Below are 19,132 nucleotides of genomic sequence, written 5' to 3' on the forward strand. Positions count from 1 at the left end.
CTCGGGCCCGGCTCGTGCGACTGCCCGTCAGCCCAGTGGATCCGGCACGCGATCCACCACCGGCTCGGGCGCGGGCACCCTGGCGGGCTCCGCCTGACGCCCGCTCAGACGCTGGTACAGCAGCCGGTCCACGACCAGGAACCGCGCGGTGAACACGACGGCCATCGCCAGCGCGGTCGCCGCCACCGGGGCCATGCCCGCCGAGCTCATCAGCAGGGCGCCGAGCGGGATGCGGGCGACGAGGTCGGCGTTGCCCACCGCCGCGAACGACAGCAGCCGTACGGCGCGATGGTGGTGGCGCCGCTGGTTGCGGTAGACGAAGGAATCGATCAGCGCGAAGTTCCACAGCAGCCCGGCCTGGTTGGCGACGATCTCGGCCGGGGTGTAGTAGAGGCCCCAGCGGGTGAGCAGCCAGAGCAGCAGCAGGTTGGGGACGAAGCCGGACAGGCCGATCAGGCCGAACACGACCGCGCGGGCCCGGGGGTCGGCGGTGCGCAGGGTGACGAGGTGGCGCAGGAAGCGCAGCCCCTCGCGGGCGGTCGACTTGGACTCCCCGGCATGCCGCTCGCCGAACGAGTACGGCACCTCGGCGATACCGCGCGGACGGCAGCGTACGGCGAGTTCGAGGAGGATCTTGTAGCCGAGCGGCTGGAGGCCCTCCTCCGGCTCGGTTCCGGCCGAGCCCCGCTCGACGGCGCTGCGCCGGATCGCGAAGAAGCCGCTCATCGGGTCGGTCAGCCCGCTCAGGGCGCGCGGGAAGAGGGACTTGGTGACCAGCGTGGAGGCGCTGGAGACCAGTCTGCGGTAGCCGCCGTCCAGGCCGGTGCGGTCGCCGCCGGCCGCGTACCGGCTGGCCACGACGAGTTCGGCGCCGGTCGCCTCGCCCCGGGCCACGAGGGCGGGGATCAGCTCCGGCGGGTGCTGGAGGTCGGCGTCGATGACGACGATCCACCTGCCGGACGCGCGCTCGATGCCCTCGACGACCGCGCCGCCCAGGCCGCCCTCGGGGACATCCCGGTGGTGCAGGATCACGGGCAGGGGGCAGTCGGCGGACGCCTCCTCGACGACCTGGCAGGTGTCGTCCGTGGAGTCGTCGGCGAAGACGACCTCGGCGCGCATGCCGGCCGGGATCGCGGCGCCGATGCGGGTGAGCAGTTCGCGGATGTTGCCGGATTCGTTGAAGGTGGGGACGACGACGGACACATCGGCGGGCGGCGCCGTCATCGTGCCTCCTGGGGCTGGGGCGTCTGCTGGGCGAGGTGGGCGCCGACGTGGGAGGTCAGCTCCCAGTCGCGGCGGCCGGTGTACTCGCGCCAGACCGCGCGCAGGGCCGCGGCGGCGAGGATGACGGCGTAGACGGGGCCGCCGAGGATCAGCTTGGCGTAGTGGCCGAAGCCGATCCGGAAGCCGTACTCACGGCCGAAGTCGTGCAGCGCGACGGCCTCGAAGACGATCATCGCCGCCATCGGCAGCATGGGCAGCCAGGCGAACATCGAGAACGGCAGCGGCACACCGCCGATGACGGCGAAGAGGATGCCGAGAGGGATCATCACGCCGGTCGCGGCCTGCACGAACGGGGTGCTGAGGGTGTAGCGGGCGAGCAGCCGCTGGCCCAGGCCGGGCAGCCGGCGCCACTCGCCCTTGCGCAGCACCTGGAGAAAGCCCTGGTTCCAGCGGGTGCGCTGCTTGTAGAGCGCCTTGATGGAGTCGGGGGTCTCCTCGCGGGTGACCAGCGCGGAGTGGTAGGCGACGACGACCTTGGCACCGCCGGAGGACAGCCGTACGCCGAGGTCGCAGTCCTCGGCGAGGCAGTTGCCGTCCCAGCCGCCGGTCTCACGCAGTAGATCCGATCGCACGAACACCGTATTGCCGCCGAGCGGGATGAATCCCTTGCGGGCGTGCAGATGCAGTCGGCTGCGGAACCAGAAGAAGTACTCCAGGCAGTTGCGCAGGCTGTACCAGCTGCTCTCGTAGTTGATCAGCTGGACCCCGCCCTGGACGACGTCGGCGCTCTCGCGGCGGAAGGCGAAGTCGACGTGGCTGAGCAGCTCGGGGTGCACGACGTCCTCGGCGTCGAAGACCCCGACGACCTGGCCCCGGGCGTAGGGCAAGGCGGTGTTGAGGGCGCGGGGCTTGTTCTTCTTCTCGTGGGTGTCGACGACCGTGCGCACGGTGCCCGGGTGCTCGGCGGCGAGTTCATGGGCGATGGCGGAGGTGCCCGGGTCGTCGTGGCCGACGATCAGGATGATCTCGTAGGACGGGTGGTCGATGCGCAGCATCTGCTCGACCGTGTGCCGCAGGACCGCTTCTTCGTGGCGAGCCGGCACCAGCAGTGAGAAGGACAGTTCGGCGCGGCCGTCGGGTGCCGCGAAGGCCGTCGACTCCAGTGTCTCGGGCGTGCGCCAGGCGTGCAGCATCCACCACAGCGTCACGCCGGCGGCGGCCATGAGCACGATGGAATCGATGAATAGCACAACGGAGACCACGAATTCCCCCCTCGGTCTTTCTGGTCATCCTTGCTGTGTAAACCAGTGGTACGAATCGCTCGCCCGGAACGTTCAGTGTCCGTCTGCGGCCCCCCGGCGGGACACGACTTCCGTGGGCGATTGTGATCTTCGTGGACCGGTTTCTCGGGCATGGCCGAAGCAGGTCCGTGAGTAAGTTTCAGGACAAAGCTAGCAGGTTCGTTATTTCCCCGGCAATGAGGCCCGGCGGTGGTGATCACCACCGCAAGTGGAGCTTGAAGTTCTGCTTATGCCTGGCCGAAAGCTGTGTCATGATGCATCGGCATGCCTGATTCCGGGGGGTTTCAAGGGAGAGGTCCGCGAGAGTCGGGTGCAGAAGTGGGTGGGGGGATTCCGTATGGGGACAGTGATACCGCACGCCCGTGCGCGTGATGCCGAACTCGACCGTTCCGAAGGTTCTCCTTCCGTTCTCCGGCCGGTGTCCGGGGATTCGGGCGGGACCAGCTCCACGCGCGGGAGTGTGTTACAGCGCGGTTATTTCTGGGTTGCACCTGTTCTCGCCGTCGGCATTCTGGTGAGAGTAATCGGAATTGGCAATTTCCCCTTTCCCAACGACGACGAGGGGACGTATCTCGCCCAGGCGTGGGCCGTTCGGCACGGCGAACTCGCGCATTACACCTACTGGTACGACCACCCGCCGCTGGGCTGGATCCAGCTCGCCGGAATGTCCTGGGCGCCCGACTGGCTGCTGCCCGATCTGCCCGCCTACGTCCAGGGCCGCATCGCGATGCTGCCGGTGGCCGCGGCGGCGATGGTCCTGCTGTACGTGATCGGCCGGCGCCTCGGTCTCGCCCGGCCCACCGCCGCGGCGGCGACGCTGCTGTACGCGCTCTCCCCGCTAGCGGTCGTCCTGCACCGGCAGATCTACCTGGACAACTTCGCCGTCCTGTGGGTCCTCGTCTCCGTCGCCCTCGCGCTCTCGCCGCGCCGCCATCTGTGGCACCACGTGGCCGCCGGCATCGCCTTCGCGCTGGCGGTGCTCTCCAAGGAGACCATCGCGGTGCTGCTGCCCGTGCTGGTGGTCGCCGTGTGGCAGGGCAGCCACGCCAGCACCCGAAAGTTCTCCCTCGCGGGCTTCGGCTCCGGCTTCGTGCTGACCGTGCTGTTCTATCCGCTGTACGCCCTGCTCAAGGGCGAGCTGCTGCCCGGCGCGGGACACGTCTCGCTGCTCGGCACGCTGAAGTTCCAGCTCGGCGGCCGCGAGGGCAGCGGCTCGGCGTTCCAGGACGGCACCGACGCGCACCGGCTGTTCACCGACTGGCTGGACCGCGACCCGTATCTGCTGATCGGCGGGGCCGTCGCGGCCCTTGTCGCCCTGGCCGTACGGCAGTTGCGGCCCGCCGCGCTCGCCGTGCTGGTCCTCGCCCTGGTCGCGATGCGGCCCGGCGGCTATCTGCCGCAGATGTACATCGTGCAGGTCCTGCCGTTCCTGGCACTCACCGTCGCCGGGCTCGTCCAGGCCGCCGTCACCCGGCTGCCCGCCCCGCGGGCCTGGCTGCGCCCGGCCGCGGCCGTCGCCGCGCTCGCCGCCGGGGCCGTACTCGTCGCCCCGCACTGGTACGACCGGGACCGCGCGGCCATGTCCGCCGACGACAACGGCGTCTACCGCCAGGCCGCGCGCTGGCTGCACGACACCGAGGTCGGCGACCGCGCGAAGGTGCGGCTCGTCACCGACGGTGTGCTGTGGCTGGACGCGGTCGACGCCGGGTACCGGCCGGGCACGGGCGTCATCTGGCACTACAAGCTGGACCAGGACCCGGCCGTCACCAAGACGCTGCCGCACGGCTGGAAGGACATCGACTACGTCGTGTCCACGCCCGCGCTGCGCGGCGAGCGACAGCATCTGCCCACGCTGCGGGACCTGTTCGCGCACGCCACACCCGTCGCCACCTTCGGCGAGGGCGGCGGCCGGATCGACGTCCTGCGCATCCAGAACGACGGGTGAACCCGGCGGCCCGCCCTGGGCCGCTTCCCACCCGTGGACACCAGGGAGACCCCCGAGGCCCGAAAGCCGCCCCGGGGGTCCCTCCCCGGCAAGGGGTTCGTGAACAAGGGGGGACGACCATGCACCTTCGAGCCCGAAGACCAGCACGCGGGAGAACCGGCCGCGTCCTGACCACATCCCTCATCCTCTTCGCCGCCGCGCTCGGCCTCGGCCCGCTCGGCGCCCAACCCGCCACCGCCGCCACCAACCTGGTCAAGAACCCCGGCCTGGAGATCATCGACGGGCCGTCCCAGTTCCCGCAGTGCTTCGAGAAGTCGGGCTGGGGAGACAACGACTTCACCTTCACCGTCACCGACGACGCGCACGCCGGCGGCAAGGCCGTCCGGATCGAGCTGACCCGGCGCGGCGACGGCGACCGCAAGACGATGATGCTGGAGAACTCCTGCGCCCCGCAGGTCACCGCGGGCCACCAGTACGACCTGTCGTTCTGGTACAAGTCCACGACACCCGACGTGGCCTTCACCATCTTCCGCCACGACACCACCCTGGGCTGGGTCTACTGGACCGACCTCAAGACCCTTCAGCAGTCCGCGGGCTGGAGCCGCACCGAGGTCCGCACCCCGGTCATTCCGCCGGGCACCGACCAGGTCACCTGGGGCGGCGCCCTCTACGGCGTCGGACGGCTCACCACCGACGACTACGCGATGACGGACGCCACCGTCCCCGCCGAGCCCGACCCCTGCGAGGCGGGCGGCACGGGACCGCAGTGCAAGGGCGAGTGGACCGTCCAGACGCTCCAGTCGCCGGTGCGCGCCATCCACTCGGTGCTGCTGCACAACGGCAAGGTGCTGCTGATCGCAGGCTCCGGCAACGACCTCGACATGTTCAGGGCCGGCACCTTCAGGACCACCCTGTACGACCCGGTCGCCGGCACCTACACCGACATCCCGACGCCGTCGGACTTCTTCTGCGCCGGGCACGTCCAGCTCCCGGACGGCCGCGTGCTGGTGATGGGCGGCAACAAGGACTACGCCGCCCCCGACGGCAGCGTCGGCTACAAGGGCCTGAAGACCAGCTACATCTTCGACCCGGCGACCGACAAGTACGTCAGGACGAACGACATGCTGGCCGGGCACTGGTACCCGTCGGCCACCGTCAGGGGCAACGGCGACGTGATCTCGCTCGGCGGCCTCGGTGAGGACTCCTCCGGCACGGTCGTCAACGAGCACTTCTCCTACGCCCAGAACAAGTGGCTGCCGATGGGCGAGGCCAAGCAGGCCTGGGCCTTCTGGGGCCTGTACCCGTCGATGATCCTGCTCCAGGACGGCCGCCTCTTCTACACCGGCAGCCATGTCTTCGGCGTGGGCCTGTCCGGCACCGGCGCCTCGGTCTACGACTACGACGCGAACACCATCAGCGAGATCCCGGGCCTGCGCAAGAAGGACGAGCGCGACCAGTCGATGTCGGTGCTGCTGCCGCCCGCCCAGGACCAGAAGGTCATCACCATCGGCGGCGGCAACCACACCGTCTCGCCCGACGCGCACCGGCTCGTGGACGTCATCGACATGAAGGCCGCCTCGCCGGCCTATGTTCCCGGACCGAACCTGCCGCAGGGCAAGTACCAGAACGGCCAGCCGCAGACCGGTGACCAGGGCAAGGTGTATGTCTCCGCGGTGATCCTCCCGGACGGCAAGGTCCTGGAGACCGGCGGCGCCCTGCACACCTACCGCGAGGATCCCGTCTTCGAGGCCTCGATGTACGACCCGGCGACCAACGCCTTCCAGCCGGGCCTGGCCACCGACCCGGTCCCGCGGACGTACCACTCCTCGTCCGTGCTGCTGCCCGACGGCCGCGTCATGAGCATCGGCAACAACCCGGGCGACGGCTCCTTCGACCAGCGCGTGTCGATCTACAAGCCGCCGTACCTGTTCCGGGGCGCCCGGCCGCAGATCACCTCGCTGGCGCACACGGCGTGGGCGTACGGCAGCACGCAGCGCATCACGGTCGACAAGCCGGTGGTCAAGGCCTCGCTGATCCGCCCGGCCGCGGTCACCCACTCCTCCGACCCGAACCAGCGCTACGTCGACCTGCCGATGAACGTCGACGGCAACACCATCGACCTCAGCCTGACCAGCAACCCGAACATCGCGCCGCCCGGGTACTACATGCTGAGCGTGGTGGATGCCAACGGCGTGCCGTCGGTGTCCAAGTGGGTGCGCGTCGGCGCCTCCGGCCAGGTCGCCGAGGCACGGGTGCAGGCGTACGCCACGGATCTGGAGAGGAGCCTGGCGGCGGGCGAGGCGAACGGGTCCGCCACCGGCGGCTCGGCCGCCACGGGCGGACACGACCACAGCGCCATGGCCTCGGGCGGTACCGGCCACTCCCGGCACCAGGGCATCACGATGCCCCAGGGCTACGACGGCTGCGACCACTCCTACGGCACCATCAGCCAGTGCGTGCCGTGGAAGTTCCCCGCGGTGCCGCAGAACGAGCGGTGCACCTGGCTGAAGAAGAACGGCTACGGCACCGGGCTCGCGGTCCACGGCCGTGACCGTCACCGCCTGGACCGCGACAAGGACGGCATCGCCTGCGGCAGGGGCGACATCGTCAGACGCCGCTGAGGATCACCGGCGCCGCGGCACGGCCCCGGACCCGGGTACGACCACCGGGTCCGGGGCCGTGCCGTGTCCGGCTGCCGGTTCCCGGCCCGCTTCAGCCACGCCGGGCGCGCCTGCTCAGCGCGCCCTCGACGATCGCCTCCAACTGGTCGTGGTGGGCGCCCTTCCAGTAGGCCCGCCCGCACGCGCGGCACTGCGCGAAGACGTCGTACGACGCCTGGGTGCCGCGTTCGAGCTGGTCGGCGACCTCATCCTTGGTGGCCTGCCGCAGGACGCCGTTGCAGGCGGTGCAGCGGCTCCAGGGGTTCAGCTCGGGGTCGAACCGGTCGAGGACGTCGTGGAGCTGGTCCTCCGGGCGGGTGCTGTAGATGTAGGCGCCGGCCCACAGCTCGCGGCGCCGCAGCAGTCCGCGGTCGCGGCTGAGCATGACCCGCCGTTCGGCGGCGGAGCGGGCGGCGAGCGCCGGGTCACCGATGTCGGTGGACTCGTAGGCGGTGTCCACGCCGAGCAGCCGCAGCCGCCGGGCGAGGGTGCCGAGGTGCACGTCGAGCAGGAAGCGCAGCGGGGCGCCGGGGACCTGCTGGGGGCGGGGCACCGGGCGGACCTCGACGGACTCGCCGTGCGCGGGCACGTGCGAGACGGGCACCTCGCGTCCGTCCACGACCAGCGCGCCGACCTCGGTCAGCGGCACGCCGAGGGACTCCACGACATGCCCGAGGGTGGAGACGCCGTCCACGGCGAGGGCGGTGGCGCCGCCGCGCCGGCCGTGCGGCACGAACAGGGCGAGGTCGGGGCTGACTTGGACATGGATCTCGGGTGCGCTCACGGGGCCAGGATGGCATGCGGCCCCGGACCCGTCTCATGGGTTTGTGCCGGGCAGCCCGTGCAGTGGCAGGGCGCAGACGCGCAGTGCCGCCCGGGAGAGCGACAGCGGCGTGACGCCGGAGCCGGACTCCGTCGCCGTACGGCTGCCGAGGAGCGCGGCGAAGGCGAGGACCACCAGGCACACGCTGACCACGGCCCGTGCCCAGGGGCGGTCGCCGGGGGACCGGCGGCAGATGCTGGAAGCGGCCATGAATTGAGAGTAACTCTCAAAATGCGGTCACTGTCAATCTGGCATCCGCCCGGAGGCATGAAAAGCGGCCACGGTCCGATGGACCGTGGCCGAAGAGTGAGGGTGCGGGTTACGCGTGCTGGTAGGCGACCAGTGAGATGCCGACGTAGTGCACGACGAAGGCGGCCAGGGTGAGCGAGTGGAAGACCTCGTGGAAGCCGAACCAGCGGGGGGAGGGGTTGGGCCGCTTGATGCCGTAGATCACACCGCCCGCGCTGTAGAGCAGGCCGCCCACGATGACCAGGACCAGCACCGCGATGCCGCCCGCGCGCATGAAGTCGGGCAGGAAGAAGACGGCGGCCCAGCCCATGGCGATGTAGCAGGGGGTGTAGAGCCAGCGCGGGGCGCCGACCCAGAACACCCGGAAGACGATCCCGGCCGCCGCCGCGGCCCAGATGCTCCACAGCAGCCACCGCCCCTTCCCGTCGGGCAGGAGCAGCAGGGTCAGCGGGGTGTAGGTGCCCGCGATGATCAGGAAGATGTTCGCGTGGTCGAGCCGGCGCAGGAGGCCGTCCATGCGCGGGCCCCAGTTGCCCCGGTGGTACAGGGCACTCACGCCGAACAGCAGGCAGGCTGTGAGGACATAGATTCCGCAGGCCACGCGACCGCGCGGGGAGTCCGCCAGCGCGGTGAGCACCAGGCCCGCGATCAGCACGGCCGGGAACATGCCGAGGTGCAGCCAGCCCCGGAGTCTGGGCTTGACCGGATACGGAAGCGAGGGCGCGACGGGACCGCGGCCGGGGTCCGGCGGGTCCAGCGGCGCGTCGGTTGCGGACGCAGTCATGCGTCGCATCGTACCTACGGAACCGTAAGTTACGGGTCAGCGGAGCGAGATGACCTGCCGGGAGTGGGCATCATCTCACGTCTCCTGTCGGCCGTTCGCGCCCTGTCAAGGCAAAGAACTTTTTGCCGAACGCCATGTGGACGCAAAGAAACGCCGTCACACGTGGCGATCCTCACTCCGCTCACCTGTGAGGTCCTCTGGACAGATGGGCGGGAACGTCGGATGATCAAATGAGTGCGGTCGGCACCGGATGAGCGCCTACGAAGCATCCGGGTCGCAGCCCCCACGGGGCAGAACAGGACAAAAAACCCTCTCTTAGGAGCAATCGTGGCGCGAGACATCGCGGCTCCCTCCGTCGTCCCCACCAACCACCAGGAACTGGTCACCTGGGTCAACGAGATAGCCGAACTCACTCAGCCGGACAACGTGGTCTGGTGCGACGGATCCGAGGCCGAGTACGAGCGGCTCTGCGAGGAGCTGGTCGCGAAGGGCACCTTCCAGAAGCTCGACCCGGTCAAGCGCCCGAACTCCTACTACGCCGCCTCCGACCCCACCGATGTCGCGCGCGTCGAGGACCGCACCTTCATCTGCTCCGAGAAGGAGCAGGACGCGGGCCCCACCAACCACTGGAAGGCCCCCGCCGAGATGCGGGAGATCTTCGCCGGTGACAAGGGCCTGTTCCGCGGCTCGATGAAGGGCCGCACCATGTACGTGGTGCCCTTCTGCATGGGCCCGCTCGGCTCGCCGCTGTCCGCGATCGGCGTCGAGATCACCGACTCCGCCTACGTCGCCGTCTCCATGCGCACCATGACCCGCATGGGCCGGCCCGTCCTCGACGAGCTCGGCACCGAGGGCTTCTTCGTCAAGGCCGTCCACACCCTCGGCGCCCCGCTGGAACCGGGCGAGCAGGACGTGCCGTGGCCGTGCAACCAGACGAAGTACATCTCCCACTTCCCGGAGACCCGCGAGATCTGGTCCTACGGCTCCGGCTACGGCGGCAACGCGCTGCTCGGCAAGAAGTGCTACGCCCTGCGCATCGCCTCCGTCATGGCCCGCGACGAGGGCTGGCTGGCCGAGCACATGCTCATCCTGAAGCTGACCCCGCCCACCGGTGAGTCCAAGTACGTCGCCGCCGCCTTCCCCTCCGCCTGCGGCAAGACCAACCTGGCCATGCTGGAGCCGACGATCTCCGGGTGGACGGTCGAGACCATCGGCGACGACATCGCCTGGATGCGTTTCGGCGAGGACGGCCGCCTGTACGCCATCAACCCCGAGGCGGGCTTCTTCGGCGTCGCGCCCGGCACCGGTGAGCACACCAACGCCAACGCGATGAAGACCCTGTGGGGCAACTCCGTCTTCACCAACGTCGCGCTCACCGACGACGGCGACATCTGGTGGGAGGGCATGACGGAGGAGACCCCGGCCCACCTGACGGACTGGAAGGGCAACGACTGGACGCCCGCGTCCGAGGTGCCCGCCGCGCACCCCAACGCCCGCTTCACCGTCCCCGCCTCGCAGTGCCCGATCATCGCGCCCGAGTGGGAGGACCCCAAGGGCGTGCCGATCTCCGCGATCCTCTTCGGCGGCCGCCGCGCCACCGCCGTCCCGCTGGTGACCGAGTCCTTCGACTGGGACCACGGCGTCTTCCTCGGCGCCAACGTGGCCTCCGAGAAGACCGCCGCCGCCGAGGGCAAGGTCGGCGAGCTGCGCCGCGACCCCTTCGCCATGCTGCCGTTCTGCGGCTACAACATGGGCGACTACATGGGTCACTGGGTCGACGTGGCCAAGGACCGGGACCAGTCCAAGCTGCCGAAGATCTACTACGTCAACTGGTTCCGCAAGAACGACGAGGGCAAGTTCGTCTGGCCCGGCTTCGGCGAGAACAGCCGTGTCCTGAAGTGGATCGTCGAGCGCCTGGACGGCAAGGCCGAGGGCGTCGAGACCCCGATCGGCGTGCTGCCGACCAAGGCCGCCCTGGACACCGACGGCCTCGAACTGTCCGACTCCGACCTGGACTTCCTGCTCACCGTCGACAAGGACGTGTGGCGCGAGGAGGCCGCGCTGGTGCCCGAGCACCTCAACACCTTCGGTGACCACACGCCGAAGGAGCTGTGGGACCAGTACCGCGCTCTGGTCGAGCGCCTGGGCTGACGGCCCGGAGGAACGACCCGTAAGAGAAGACGGGGCGCGAGCCCCCCTGGATCCCCCGCGGTCGGCCCCGATGGGAGCCCTGCCCAGTGATCGTCACGCCGGCCGCGGGAGGCGGCACATTGTCACGAACAGTGGCCCCGCACAATGGCGTGCGGGGCCGTGCTGCGTGGCCGTGGTGCGTGGCCGTGGTGCCCGTGACCTGACCCGAGCCCCCGGCGGTGCGGCCCGACGGCGGGATCGTGGCCGCAGGCTCCGGCAGGGGCGAGGCCGCGCCCGCCCGCCACAACGCCGACGGCCCCGACACCGGCCCCCGACACCGGCTTTCGGCGGCGGCGACGGCCAGGTAAGCGCCGACCCCGCGCCGACTTCGCGCCGACCCCGCCCCCTGGCTGCCGCAGGTGCGCGGCTACGGGCGGGTCCTGGCGCTCTTCCCGCACGTCAGCCCCTAGATGTCACCGCTCCCGCCCCGGTCCTCCAGGTACCGGGTGTGGGTCTCCTGGCGGCGGACCTCGATCTCCCGCAGGCCGGCCGCCAGGGTCTCCGCCTCCCGGCGCAGCAGCCCCAGCTGACGCTCCAGATGCCGCTCGGGCGGCTCCTGGCCGGGCGTCATCCGATGCCACCACCGGGTCCGTACGAAGGTGTCGACGGCCTCCGGGACGTCCTGGCGCACCATCCGGGACAGCGCGTGCACGCCCTCCGGGTCACGGGCCAGAGCCTCGGCGACCCAGCCGGGCTCCAGCAGCGCGGCCAGCAGGTCCGTCAGCTCGGTCAGGCCCCCGGCGGCTGCCGGCGGCAGCTCCACGTCCGCGAGATAGTCGCGAAGTCTGCCGAAGTCCGCGCGCAGCTCGTCCAGTTGGGCCGACGGGTCGGGGAAGTCAGGCAGCGCCGGCCGCTCCGGCGGGGCGATCAGCGCGCCCGCGCCGTACAGTCCGAGGACCACTACCGGCCAGTAGGTGCCCGCGAGCCCGGTGAAGGTGAGCGCGAGCCCGGCCAGCCCGCACACGCTCCCGGTGATGTTCTTCCGGGACCCCAGATACTCACTGATAGCCACGGATCTCCTCGAAGGCGCCGTCCAGCGAGCCCTGCTGGGCGTCGAACAGACGGCCGCCGGTCAGCTCGGCGATGTGCTCCAGCTCCCCGCGGTCGGAGTTGCCGAAGAGGATGGGGAAGACGGGGGTGGCCCGCCGCGCCGGGTCGAGCCCGGCGTAGAAGGCGTCGAACTCCTCGGCGCTCGCGCCGGTGGTGTTCTCGCCGTCCGTCATCAGCACGATCGAGGTGAACGTGTCCCGTCCGTCGCCCAGGTGCTCGTACGCCTCCTGGAGCGAGGTGAAGATCGCGGTGTCGCCCTCGGCGGTGAGCGCGTCGGTGTCCTCGCGGATCGCCTTCATGCCCTTGCCCGGGTCCTCGGGGTCGACCACATGGGTGCGCACACTCTTCACGTCCGAGCCGAACGGCATCAGCGTGACCTCCTCGCGCTCCCGGAAGTCCCCGGTCAGCCCGGCCAGCGCCGCCCTCAGCCGTTCGATCCGGTCGCCCTCCATCGAGCCGGAGGTGTCCAGGACGTAGACCGTGCGCGAGGGCCGGCGCAGCTCGTTCTCGTAGGAGTCGAGCAGTCCGTCGGCGACCGACCGGCTGCCCGGGAAGGGCAGTTCGCGGCGCCGCTCGGTGTCCAGTCCGGGCGCCGGGTCCACGGAGGGGACGACCGGGCGGCGGTGCGTACGGGTGGTGATCTCGCGCTGGATCTCCGGCGAGCGCAGCGCCTCGGTCAGCCGTCGCACGTCCTCGCGGGCCGTGCCGTTCGACGAGGTCAGCGAGGACAGCGGGTAGTCGGCGGTGACGACCCCGTCGCGCGGGCGGATCACCGTCAGGTCCGGCATGCCGGTGAGCACGGACTCGTAGTTGAGCAGCGCGTCCACGTCACCGCGCCGCTGGTGGGCGGTGGCCAGCCAGCCCGAGGAACCCGAGGTCAGCTTCTGCCCCTGGAAGAACTCCTTCAGCCGGGGCGTGGCCTTTTCGACATCGGCGTCCGTCAGCGCGGACTGCGCCCCGGACAGCGCGGAGGCCACCGAGATCAGCGTCGAGAAGCCGGAGTTGGAGCGCGCCGGGTCGGTCATGCCGTAGGTGAGCTTCTCGTCGGCGACGGCCTGCCCGACCTGCGCCCAGGTCACGTTCCCGGGCTTCCAGCCCAGTTCCCGCACGGTGGCAGGGCGCACACCGATGGCGACCGGGCTGGACATCACCGGCGTCTCGGAGACGACCTCCTTCGCCGCCTCCGGGCGCAGCCGCAGATAGTCGTTCGAGGACAGCCACAGCGCGTCGTACGTCCCCCTGGCCCTGCCCCGCGCCAGCAGGTCGACCGCGTCCAGCGTGCCCATGTAGGTGGGCCGGACGGTGATGCCGGTCTTCTCGCGGACCCTGTCCAGCACCGGCGTCATGTCGGCGAGCTCGCTGGAGGCGAGAACGCGCAGGGTGCCGGCCTGGTAGGTGGCGGCGGGGCGGTCGGGCTCGTCCTGGGACGAGCAGGCGGTGAGCAGGGCGGCACCGGCGAGCGCCGCGGCGAGCACACGTCTCATCCGAGGCCGCCTTCCAGCGCGGACTGCGAGCGGCTGCGCGCCAGGAAGGCGCCCGCGTGCTGGAGTTCGGCGGTGAGGTTCTCCACGGTCGTCGCCATCACCTCGGTGGCCTGCACCTTGTAGGTGTCGATGGCGTCGAGGGTGCGATAGATCTGCTGGAACGCGGTGCGCAGGGTCTCGGCGCCGACGGCCGGGTCGGCGGCGATGCGCTGGATCTCCCCGCTCTGCGTGGCGAGCATCTCGGCGTTGCCGCGGATCAGGTCCTCGGTGGTGCCGCGCAGGGCGTTGACCTGCTCGACGACCTTCTTCTGGTTGTCGAGCGCGGAGGCCAGCATCACGGAGATGCGCAGAGCCGACACGGTCGTCGTGGCGGCCCGGTCGACGCCCTTGATCAGCTCCTCGTTGTTGCGCCGCACGACGTCCATGGCGAGGTAGCCCTGTGCGCACACGGCGAGCTGGGTGAGCAGGTCCTGGTGCTTCTGCCGCACGGGGAAGAGCACGTCGGCGCGCAGCGAGTCGGCCGCCCCGGGGTCGCCGACCCCGGCGATGTGCTGCTCCACGGCGGTGTCCAGGGCCTCGGTGAGGACGACGTACTCCTGGAGCTTGCCCATGGTCTCCCACAGACGCACCCGCTCGGTCTGCAACGCGGCGTTGTCGCGGCGCAGTTCGTCCTGGCCGCCGCGCAGCGAGCCGACGATTGTGTTGAGGGTGCCCTGGGCGGAGGCGTACTTGGCGACGTGGTCGCGCAGCTTGTTGCCGCCGGGCAGCCTGGAGAGGAACTTGCGCCCCTTGGAGGCGGGCAGGTCGCGCGGGTCGAGGTCCTCGACCACGCGCCGCAGTTCGACGAGCGACCCGGCGACCTTCGCCGACGCGTCCCCGCCCTTGTCGGGCAGGGAGCGCACGGTGCGCTCCAGCATGCGGTTGGACTGCGCGGCCGCGGTGCGCATCTCCCCGGCGCCGAGGGCGGTGATCTCCCCGACCTTGCCGGCGAACTCCGGAGAGCGGGCGTCGAGCACGGCGAGTCCGGAGACATAGTCGGCGGCCTTGCGCGCCATGTCGTCGCGAACGCCGTCCTCGACGGGCACCAGCCCGCCGGCCCTGTCCCGGGGCACGGCCGTGACGGGCTCGGGCGGCGTGAGGGTGAAGTCGTTGTCGGTCATGCGGAGTTCCCCCTAGTGCCGGGTCCGGCGCGCCATCTCGTGCAGCACCGCGGAGGTGGGCACGGGCGCCTGCCGGACGCCGGTCAGCGTCTGGTTGAGGTGGGCGGAGTGGGCCTTGGTGGCCGCGGTGAACTCGGCGGCCGCCCCCTGCGGCCGGAATCCGTGCTTCACCGCGAGCCGCCGCAACTCCTTGTCGTCGCTCAGCAGTTCACCAATCGCCCGGCCGTTCTCGGTGAGCGGTACGACGGTGTGGTCGCTGTTGGCGGTGGTGTCCGGGTACAGCACGGTCAGGTCACCCGGGTCCTGCTGCTCGTTCAGCAGCGAGGCCACCTGCGACTCGTAGACCAGGACCAGCGGGTTGCCGACGCCGCTGACGAAGTCCCGGAACGCCGCGTCCGAGCTGGACTGCTGGGCGCCCTGCACGCTGACGAGCTTGCGCATCAGGGGCGCGGTGGCGTCGAGTCCCTCGTCGTCGGCGACGACGCGGCCGCCGTTGGCCACGTAGGAGGCCGCTGCGAGGTACAGGGCCCCGGAGTTGGAGGTCTCCGGGTCGGTGCTGGCGACATAGAGCGTGCCGCTCAGCTCCCCGTACTTCTGGGCCCCCTTCAGCTCCTGCCAGGTCCGGTCGGCGCGGGCGGCGGCGAGATAGGGCTCCATCCTCAGCACCCCCCGGCCGGTGCCCTGCTCCAGCGTGGCCATCCCGTTGCCGGCGAGCACCTCGGCGGCGCTGCGGTGGGCGACCACGACGAGGGGGGAGTAGAAGGGCCGCGGCAGCGGCTGCCGCACCTCGTACTTCCGGGCCAGCTCGTCGGCGGGCGCCTTGCTGGACGGGAACGCGAGGTCGTAGCCCCTCAGCTCCAGCCCCTCCATGGCCCATGACCCGGAGGTCTCGGCCTTCACGGTGTAGCCCTTGGCGGCCAGGGCCTTCACCACCTGCGGATCGGCGAAGAACTCCGCCTTCTCCGACCCGATCACCGCGCGTACGGTCTTCGTTGCCGCACCCTGGTCCTCACCGCCCTGCCCGATGACGACGGCCACCACCACACCGCCGACCAGCAGAGCCGCGAGAACGATTCCCATGATTCGTCTCACACCGTGGAGACTGCTCGCGGAACCCCAACTTCCCGTGCGCCCAGGGTTAACGCCAGGTGTCGACCCCTTCCCGGTATGCAACCGGAACAACACCCTCCACCACCCACCCCCTGGCCCAGCTCCAAAGGGGCCCGAGGAACCGCGCGACCAGCCGCAGTGAGCAATAGACCGCGAACGGCACCCCCGCCCTGAAGGGGCGCGGGGAACTGCGCGACCAGCCACAGGCAACGGAAAGCCGAGAAGGCCACCCCCGCCCTCAAGGGGGCCCGAGGAACCGCGAGACCAGCCACAGTGAGCAAAAGACCGCGACCGGCACCCACCCCCTAAGGGGCGCGGGGAACTGCGCGACCAGCCACAGACAACAGAAAGCCGCGAACGACCGACAACCGCCACGGCGAGACCAGTCGAACGGCGATCACGGACAACGAGAAGCAGGCCCCGGCGCCCAGCCCAACGGCGACACCCCGCTCAAGCCAACGCAGTGCCGTGGCACCCGGTCCGCGCGTCGCTGCGGTCGCACGCGGACCGGGGCCGTTGGAGGGGAGCCCGGACGGGCCCGTGGCAGGGCCCGGAGGGGCTCAGGGAAGGGCCGGCTGAAGAGCCTCGGTGTGGGCGTCCATCCGCTGCGCCGAGAGAATCGCCGCCGCCGTGTCCGCCCGGGACGCGGCGACGAGCAGCGCCCGCCCCGCGAGGGCATGGGCACGCTGGTGGAGAGCGGCGGAATCGCCCGTGGCGCTCGGGACCGCGCGGACCGGCACGGCGCCGCCCCGCAGTCGTGCCACCTGCTCGGCGAGACATGCCGCCGCGCTGTCCAGCTCGGCGGAGGGGGCCAGGGCGCGCAGCTCGTCGGTGACGGCGAGCAGCGCGCCGAGATGCCCCGCGAGCTGGATGTCCAGCTCCTCCTCGCGGGAACGGTGGGGGAAGTCCGAGGTCGTGCCGGCCATCGAGCTGTGGACCGACTTCGTGCGGATCGGTTCGTACATGGATGGCCTCCTGTGTCTACAGAAACCATCCTAGCTTGGATCGAGTCTAAAGTTGACCGAATCAAAGAAACACCGCGAAAAGCCGGCCGCTCCGGGTTTGAGGCGGCCGGCCCGGCGTCACGGCTGGCTGTAGCCGTCCAGGAAGTTCCCGATCCGGCTTATCGCGTCCGTGAGGTCCCTCGACGTCGGCAGGGTCACCACCCGGAAGTGGTCGGGCTCCGGCCAGTTGAAGCCGGTGCCCTGGACGACCATGATCTTCTCCCGGCGCAGCAGGTCCAGGACCATCTGCCGGTCGTCCTTGATCTTGAACACCTGCGGGTCCAGACGCGGGAAGAGATACAGCGCGCCCTTGGGCTTCACGCAGCTCACGCCCGGGATCTGGGTGAGCATCGAGTGCGCGACGTCCATCTGCTCCTTCAGGCGCCCGCCCGGCAGCACCAGGTCGTTGATCGACTGGCGTCCGCTCAGCGCGGCGACCACCCCGTGCTGGCCCGGCATGTTCGCGCACAGTCGCATGTTCGCCAGGATCGTCAGGCCCTCGATGTAGGACTCGGCGTGCGAGCGCGGACCCGAGATGGACATCCAGCCCACCCGGTAACCGGCCACCCGGTACGACTTCGACATGCCGTTGAAGGTCAGTGTCAGCAGGTCCGGGGCGACCGAGGCCGTCGGGGTGTGGGTGGCGCCGTCGTAGAGGATCTTGTCGTAGATCTCGTCCGAGCAGACCAGCAGATTGTGGCGGCGGGCGATGTCCGTCAGGGCCTCGATCATGGCCCGGTCGTACACCGCGCCCGTCGGGTTGTTCGGATTGATGATCACCATCGCCTTGGTGCGGTCGGTGATCTTCCGCTCGATGTCCGCCAGGTCCGGCATCCAGTCGGCCTGCTCGTCGCAGCGGTAGTGCACCGCCGTGCCGCCCGACAGGGACACCGCGGCCGTCCACAGCGGGTAGTCCGGCGCCGGGACGAGCACCTCGTCGCCGTCGTCGAGCAGTCCCTGCATCGCCATCACGATCAGCTCGGAGACACCGTTGCCGATGAAGACGTGTTCGACATCGGTCTCGATGCCCAGGGTCTGGTTGTGCATCACGACGGCCCGGCGCGCGGCCAGCAGGCCCTTGGCGTCGCCGTAGCCGTGCGCGGAACGGACGTTGCGGAGGATGTCCTCCAGGATCTCCGGCGGGCACTCGAAGCCGAAGGCGGCCGGGTTGCCGGTGTTCAGCTTGAGGATGCGGTGACCCGCGGCTTCAAGCCGCATGGCCTCCTCGAGCACCGGGCCGCGGATCTCGTAACAGACGTTGGCGAGCTTGGTCGACTGGATCACCTGCATGCCTCGGAGCTTACGGCCCGGTAACGCCCCCGGGGCCGTGTTTCCCGCCACGTGAGACGGCACTATGTCAGGTTTTCGCCGGTGGCTGGGCCAACCGACCCGCCAGTCCCTACAATGCGCGGCCATGTCCGAGCACCGTCAACCCGAAAACGGGATGTACCCCATGAACGCCGCGAACAACGCTACCGGCGGGTACGACGTGCATGCCGCGCACCAGGTCCCCGACGTCCCGCCGAGCGTGTATCACCCGCAGGGCGCCGCGCACGTTCCCGCCTACGACGAGTACGCCGATCCGGCGTCCGCGCACGGGTGGCAGAACTCCTACGACGAGACGGCGCAGCTGTCCCCGGTGGTCGACGCCCGACCCGGCGGGCCCGAAGCCGGTCCCGGGCCGGCCCGCGGTGGCCGGCGCCGCGGTGGCCGGCGCCGCGGTGCGCGTCGAGCGGCGCGCCGCCCCGACCGCCGCCTGCTCGCGGCGGCCGGTGCCGTCGGGGTCATGTCCCTCGCCGCGATCGTCGCGGGCTTCTCCCTCGGGTCGCCGGGCGAGGACGACCCGGCCGGCTCACGTGAGCGTACGGGCGCGACGGCGGAGGACTCCGCCGGAACCGGTGGCGGGGAGGGGGCGGCCGATCCCGGGGCCGGCCCGGTCGGCGGGACGCCGGCCGCCTCCGCGCCGGAGGGCGCGGCCCCCTCCGCCTCGGCCTCCGGCGCCGCGAGCGCCGAGCCCTCCGCGACCCCCGCCACCCGGCAGCCCGCCACCACCGCCCCCGCCGGCGAGCCCGCGCGGCCCACGGCCTCCTCGCCCGCAGACGGCAAGCCGGGGCTCGGTCACGGCAGGCCCAAGAAGCCCAACTGACC

The 19,132-nt window shown here is 70.8% G+C and carries 15 protein-coding genes; 4 read left to right on the plus strand and 11 right to left on the minus strand.

The annotated features are described in order from the left end of the window. Positions 1-27: 27 nt before the first annotated feature. Positions 28-1,224 carry a glycosyltransferase family 2 protein gene (locus tag ABZZ79_RS00180; protein WP_356684785.1) on the minus strand — a complete coding sequence of 399 codons (1,197 nt, stop codon included), beginning with the start codon at positions 1,222-1,224 and terminating at the stop codon, positions 28-30. Continuing rightward, positions 1,221-2,447 (minus strand): glycosyltransferase, encoded by a 1,227-nt coding sequence (locus ABZZ79_RS00185; RefSeq protein WP_356684787.1) that lies wholly within the window; start codon positions 2,445-2,447, stop codon positions 1,221-1,223. The genes ABZZ79_RS00180 and ABZZ79_RS00185 overlap by 4 nt, the downstream gene beginning before the upstream one ends. Before the next feature lie 592 nt (positions 2,448-3,039). Between ABZZ79_RS00185 and ABZZ79_RS00190 the strand changes: the two genes are divergently transcribed. Continuing rightward, positions 3,040-4,470 (plus strand): glycosyltransferase family 39 protein, encoded by a 1,431-nt coding sequence (locus tag ABZZ79_RS00190; RefSeq protein WP_356684788.1) that lies wholly within the window; start codon positions 3,040-3,042, stop codon positions 4,468-4,470. 119 nt (positions 4,471-4,589) lie between these two features. Next, positions 4,590-7,091 carry a galactose oxidase-like domain-containing protein gene (locus tag ABZZ79_RS00195; RefSeq protein WP_356684790.1) on the plus strand — a complete coding sequence of 834 codons (2,502 nt, stop codon included), beginning with the start codon at positions 4,590-4,592 and terminating at the stop codon, positions 7,089-7,091. A 91-nt stretch (positions 7,092-7,182) separates the two neighbouring features. Here ABZZ79_RS00195 and ABZZ79_RS00200 read toward each other — a convergent pair whose 3' ends face one another. The 3 genes from ABZZ79_RS00200 to ABZZ79_RS00210 form a co-directional block, all read right to left on the minus strand. Further along, positions 7,183-7,914 (minus strand): Mut7-C RNAse domain-containing protein, encoded by a 732-nt coding sequence (locus tag ABZZ79_RS00200; protein WP_356684792.1) that lies wholly within the window; start codon positions 7,912-7,914, stop codon positions 7,183-7,185. Between the two features lie 33 nt (positions 7,915-7,947). Then, positions 7,948-8,163: a hypothetical protein gene (locus ABZZ79_RS00205; protein WP_356684794.1), complete on the minus strand. Its 216-nt coding sequence runs from the start codon at positions 8,161-8,163 to the stop codon at positions 7,948-7,950. 109 nt (positions 8,164-8,272) lie between these two features. Further along, a complete protein-coding gene (locus ABZZ79_RS00210; RefSeq protein WP_356684796.1) occupies positions 8,273-8,986 on the minus strand; it encodes a hemolysin III family protein in 714 nt (237 codons plus the stop codon). Between the two features lie 327 nt (positions 8,987-9,313). Between ABZZ79_RS00210 and ABZZ79_RS00215 the strand changes: the two genes are divergently transcribed. Next, positions 9,314-11,137: a phosphoenolpyruvate carboxykinase (GTP) gene (locus ABZZ79_RS00215; protein ID WP_356684798.1), complete on the plus strand. Its 1,824-nt coding sequence runs from the start codon at positions 9,314-9,316 to the stop codon at positions 11,135-11,137. A 445-nt stretch (positions 11,138-11,582) separates the two neighbouring features. On the opposite strand, the gene ABZZ79_RS00220 is transcribed toward ABZZ79_RS00215, so the two are convergent. The 6 genes from ABZZ79_RS00220 to ABZZ79_RS00245 form a co-directional block, all read right to left on the minus strand. After that, complete coding sequence (locus ABZZ79_RS00220) at positions 11,583-12,188, minus strand: hypothetical protein (RefSeq protein ID WP_356684800.1); 606 nt, start codon at positions 12,186-12,188, stop codon at positions 11,583-11,585. Continuing rightward, positions 12,175-13,710 carry a substrate-binding and VWA domain-containing protein gene (locus ABZZ79_RS00225; RefSeq protein WP_356684801.1) on the minus strand — a complete coding sequence of 512 codons (1,536 nt, stop codon included), beginning with the start codon at positions 13,708-13,710 and terminating at the stop codon, positions 12,175-12,177. Before ABZZ79_RS00225 ends, ABZZ79_RS00220 begins: the two co-directional genes overlap by 14 nt. Next, a complete protein-coding gene (locus ABZZ79_RS00230; RefSeq protein ID WP_356684804.1) occupies positions 13,707-14,870 on the minus strand; it encodes a toxic anion resistance protein in 1,164 nt (387 codons plus the stop codon). The genes ABZZ79_RS00225 and ABZZ79_RS00230 overlap by 4 nt, the downstream gene beginning before the upstream one ends. A 12-nt stretch (positions 14,871-14,882) precedes the next feature. After that, positions 14,883-15,950: a substrate-binding domain-containing protein gene (locus ABZZ79_RS00235; RefSeq protein WP_356684806.1), complete on the minus strand. Its 1,068-nt coding sequence runs from the start codon at positions 15,948-15,950 to the stop codon at positions 14,883-14,885. A gap of 590 nt (positions 15,951-16,540) precedes the next feature. Beyond that, positions 16,541-16,945 carry a hypothetical protein gene (locus tag ABZZ79_RS00240; protein ID WP_356684808.1) on the minus strand — a complete coding sequence of 135 codons (405 nt, stop codon included), beginning with the start codon at positions 16,943-16,945 and terminating at the stop codon, positions 16,541-16,543. Positions 16,946-17,062: 117 nt separating this feature from the next. Beyond that, on the minus strand, positions 17,063-18,274 hold the full coding sequence (locus ABZZ79_RS00245) for a pyridoxal phosphate-dependent aminotransferase (RefSeq protein ID WP_356684809.1): 1,212 nt from the start codon (positions 18,272-18,274) through the stop codon (positions 17,063-17,065). Between the two features lie 124 nt (positions 18,275-18,398). Here ABZZ79_RS00245 and ABZZ79_RS00250 point away from each other — a divergent pair, with 124 nt between their 5' ends. Next, positions 18,399-19,130 carry a hypothetical protein gene (locus ABZZ79_RS00250; protein ID WP_356684811.1) on the plus strand — a complete coding sequence of 244 codons (732 nt, stop codon included), beginning with the start codon at positions 18,399-18,401 and terminating at the stop codon, positions 19,128-19,130. Positions 19,131-19,132 lie beyond the last annotated feature (2 nt).

This window comes from Streptomyces sp. NPDC006458, from assembly GCF_040612135.1.
Taxonomy (GTDB): domain Bacteria; phylum Actinomycetota; class Actinomycetes; order Streptomycetales; family Streptomycetaceae; genus Streptomyces.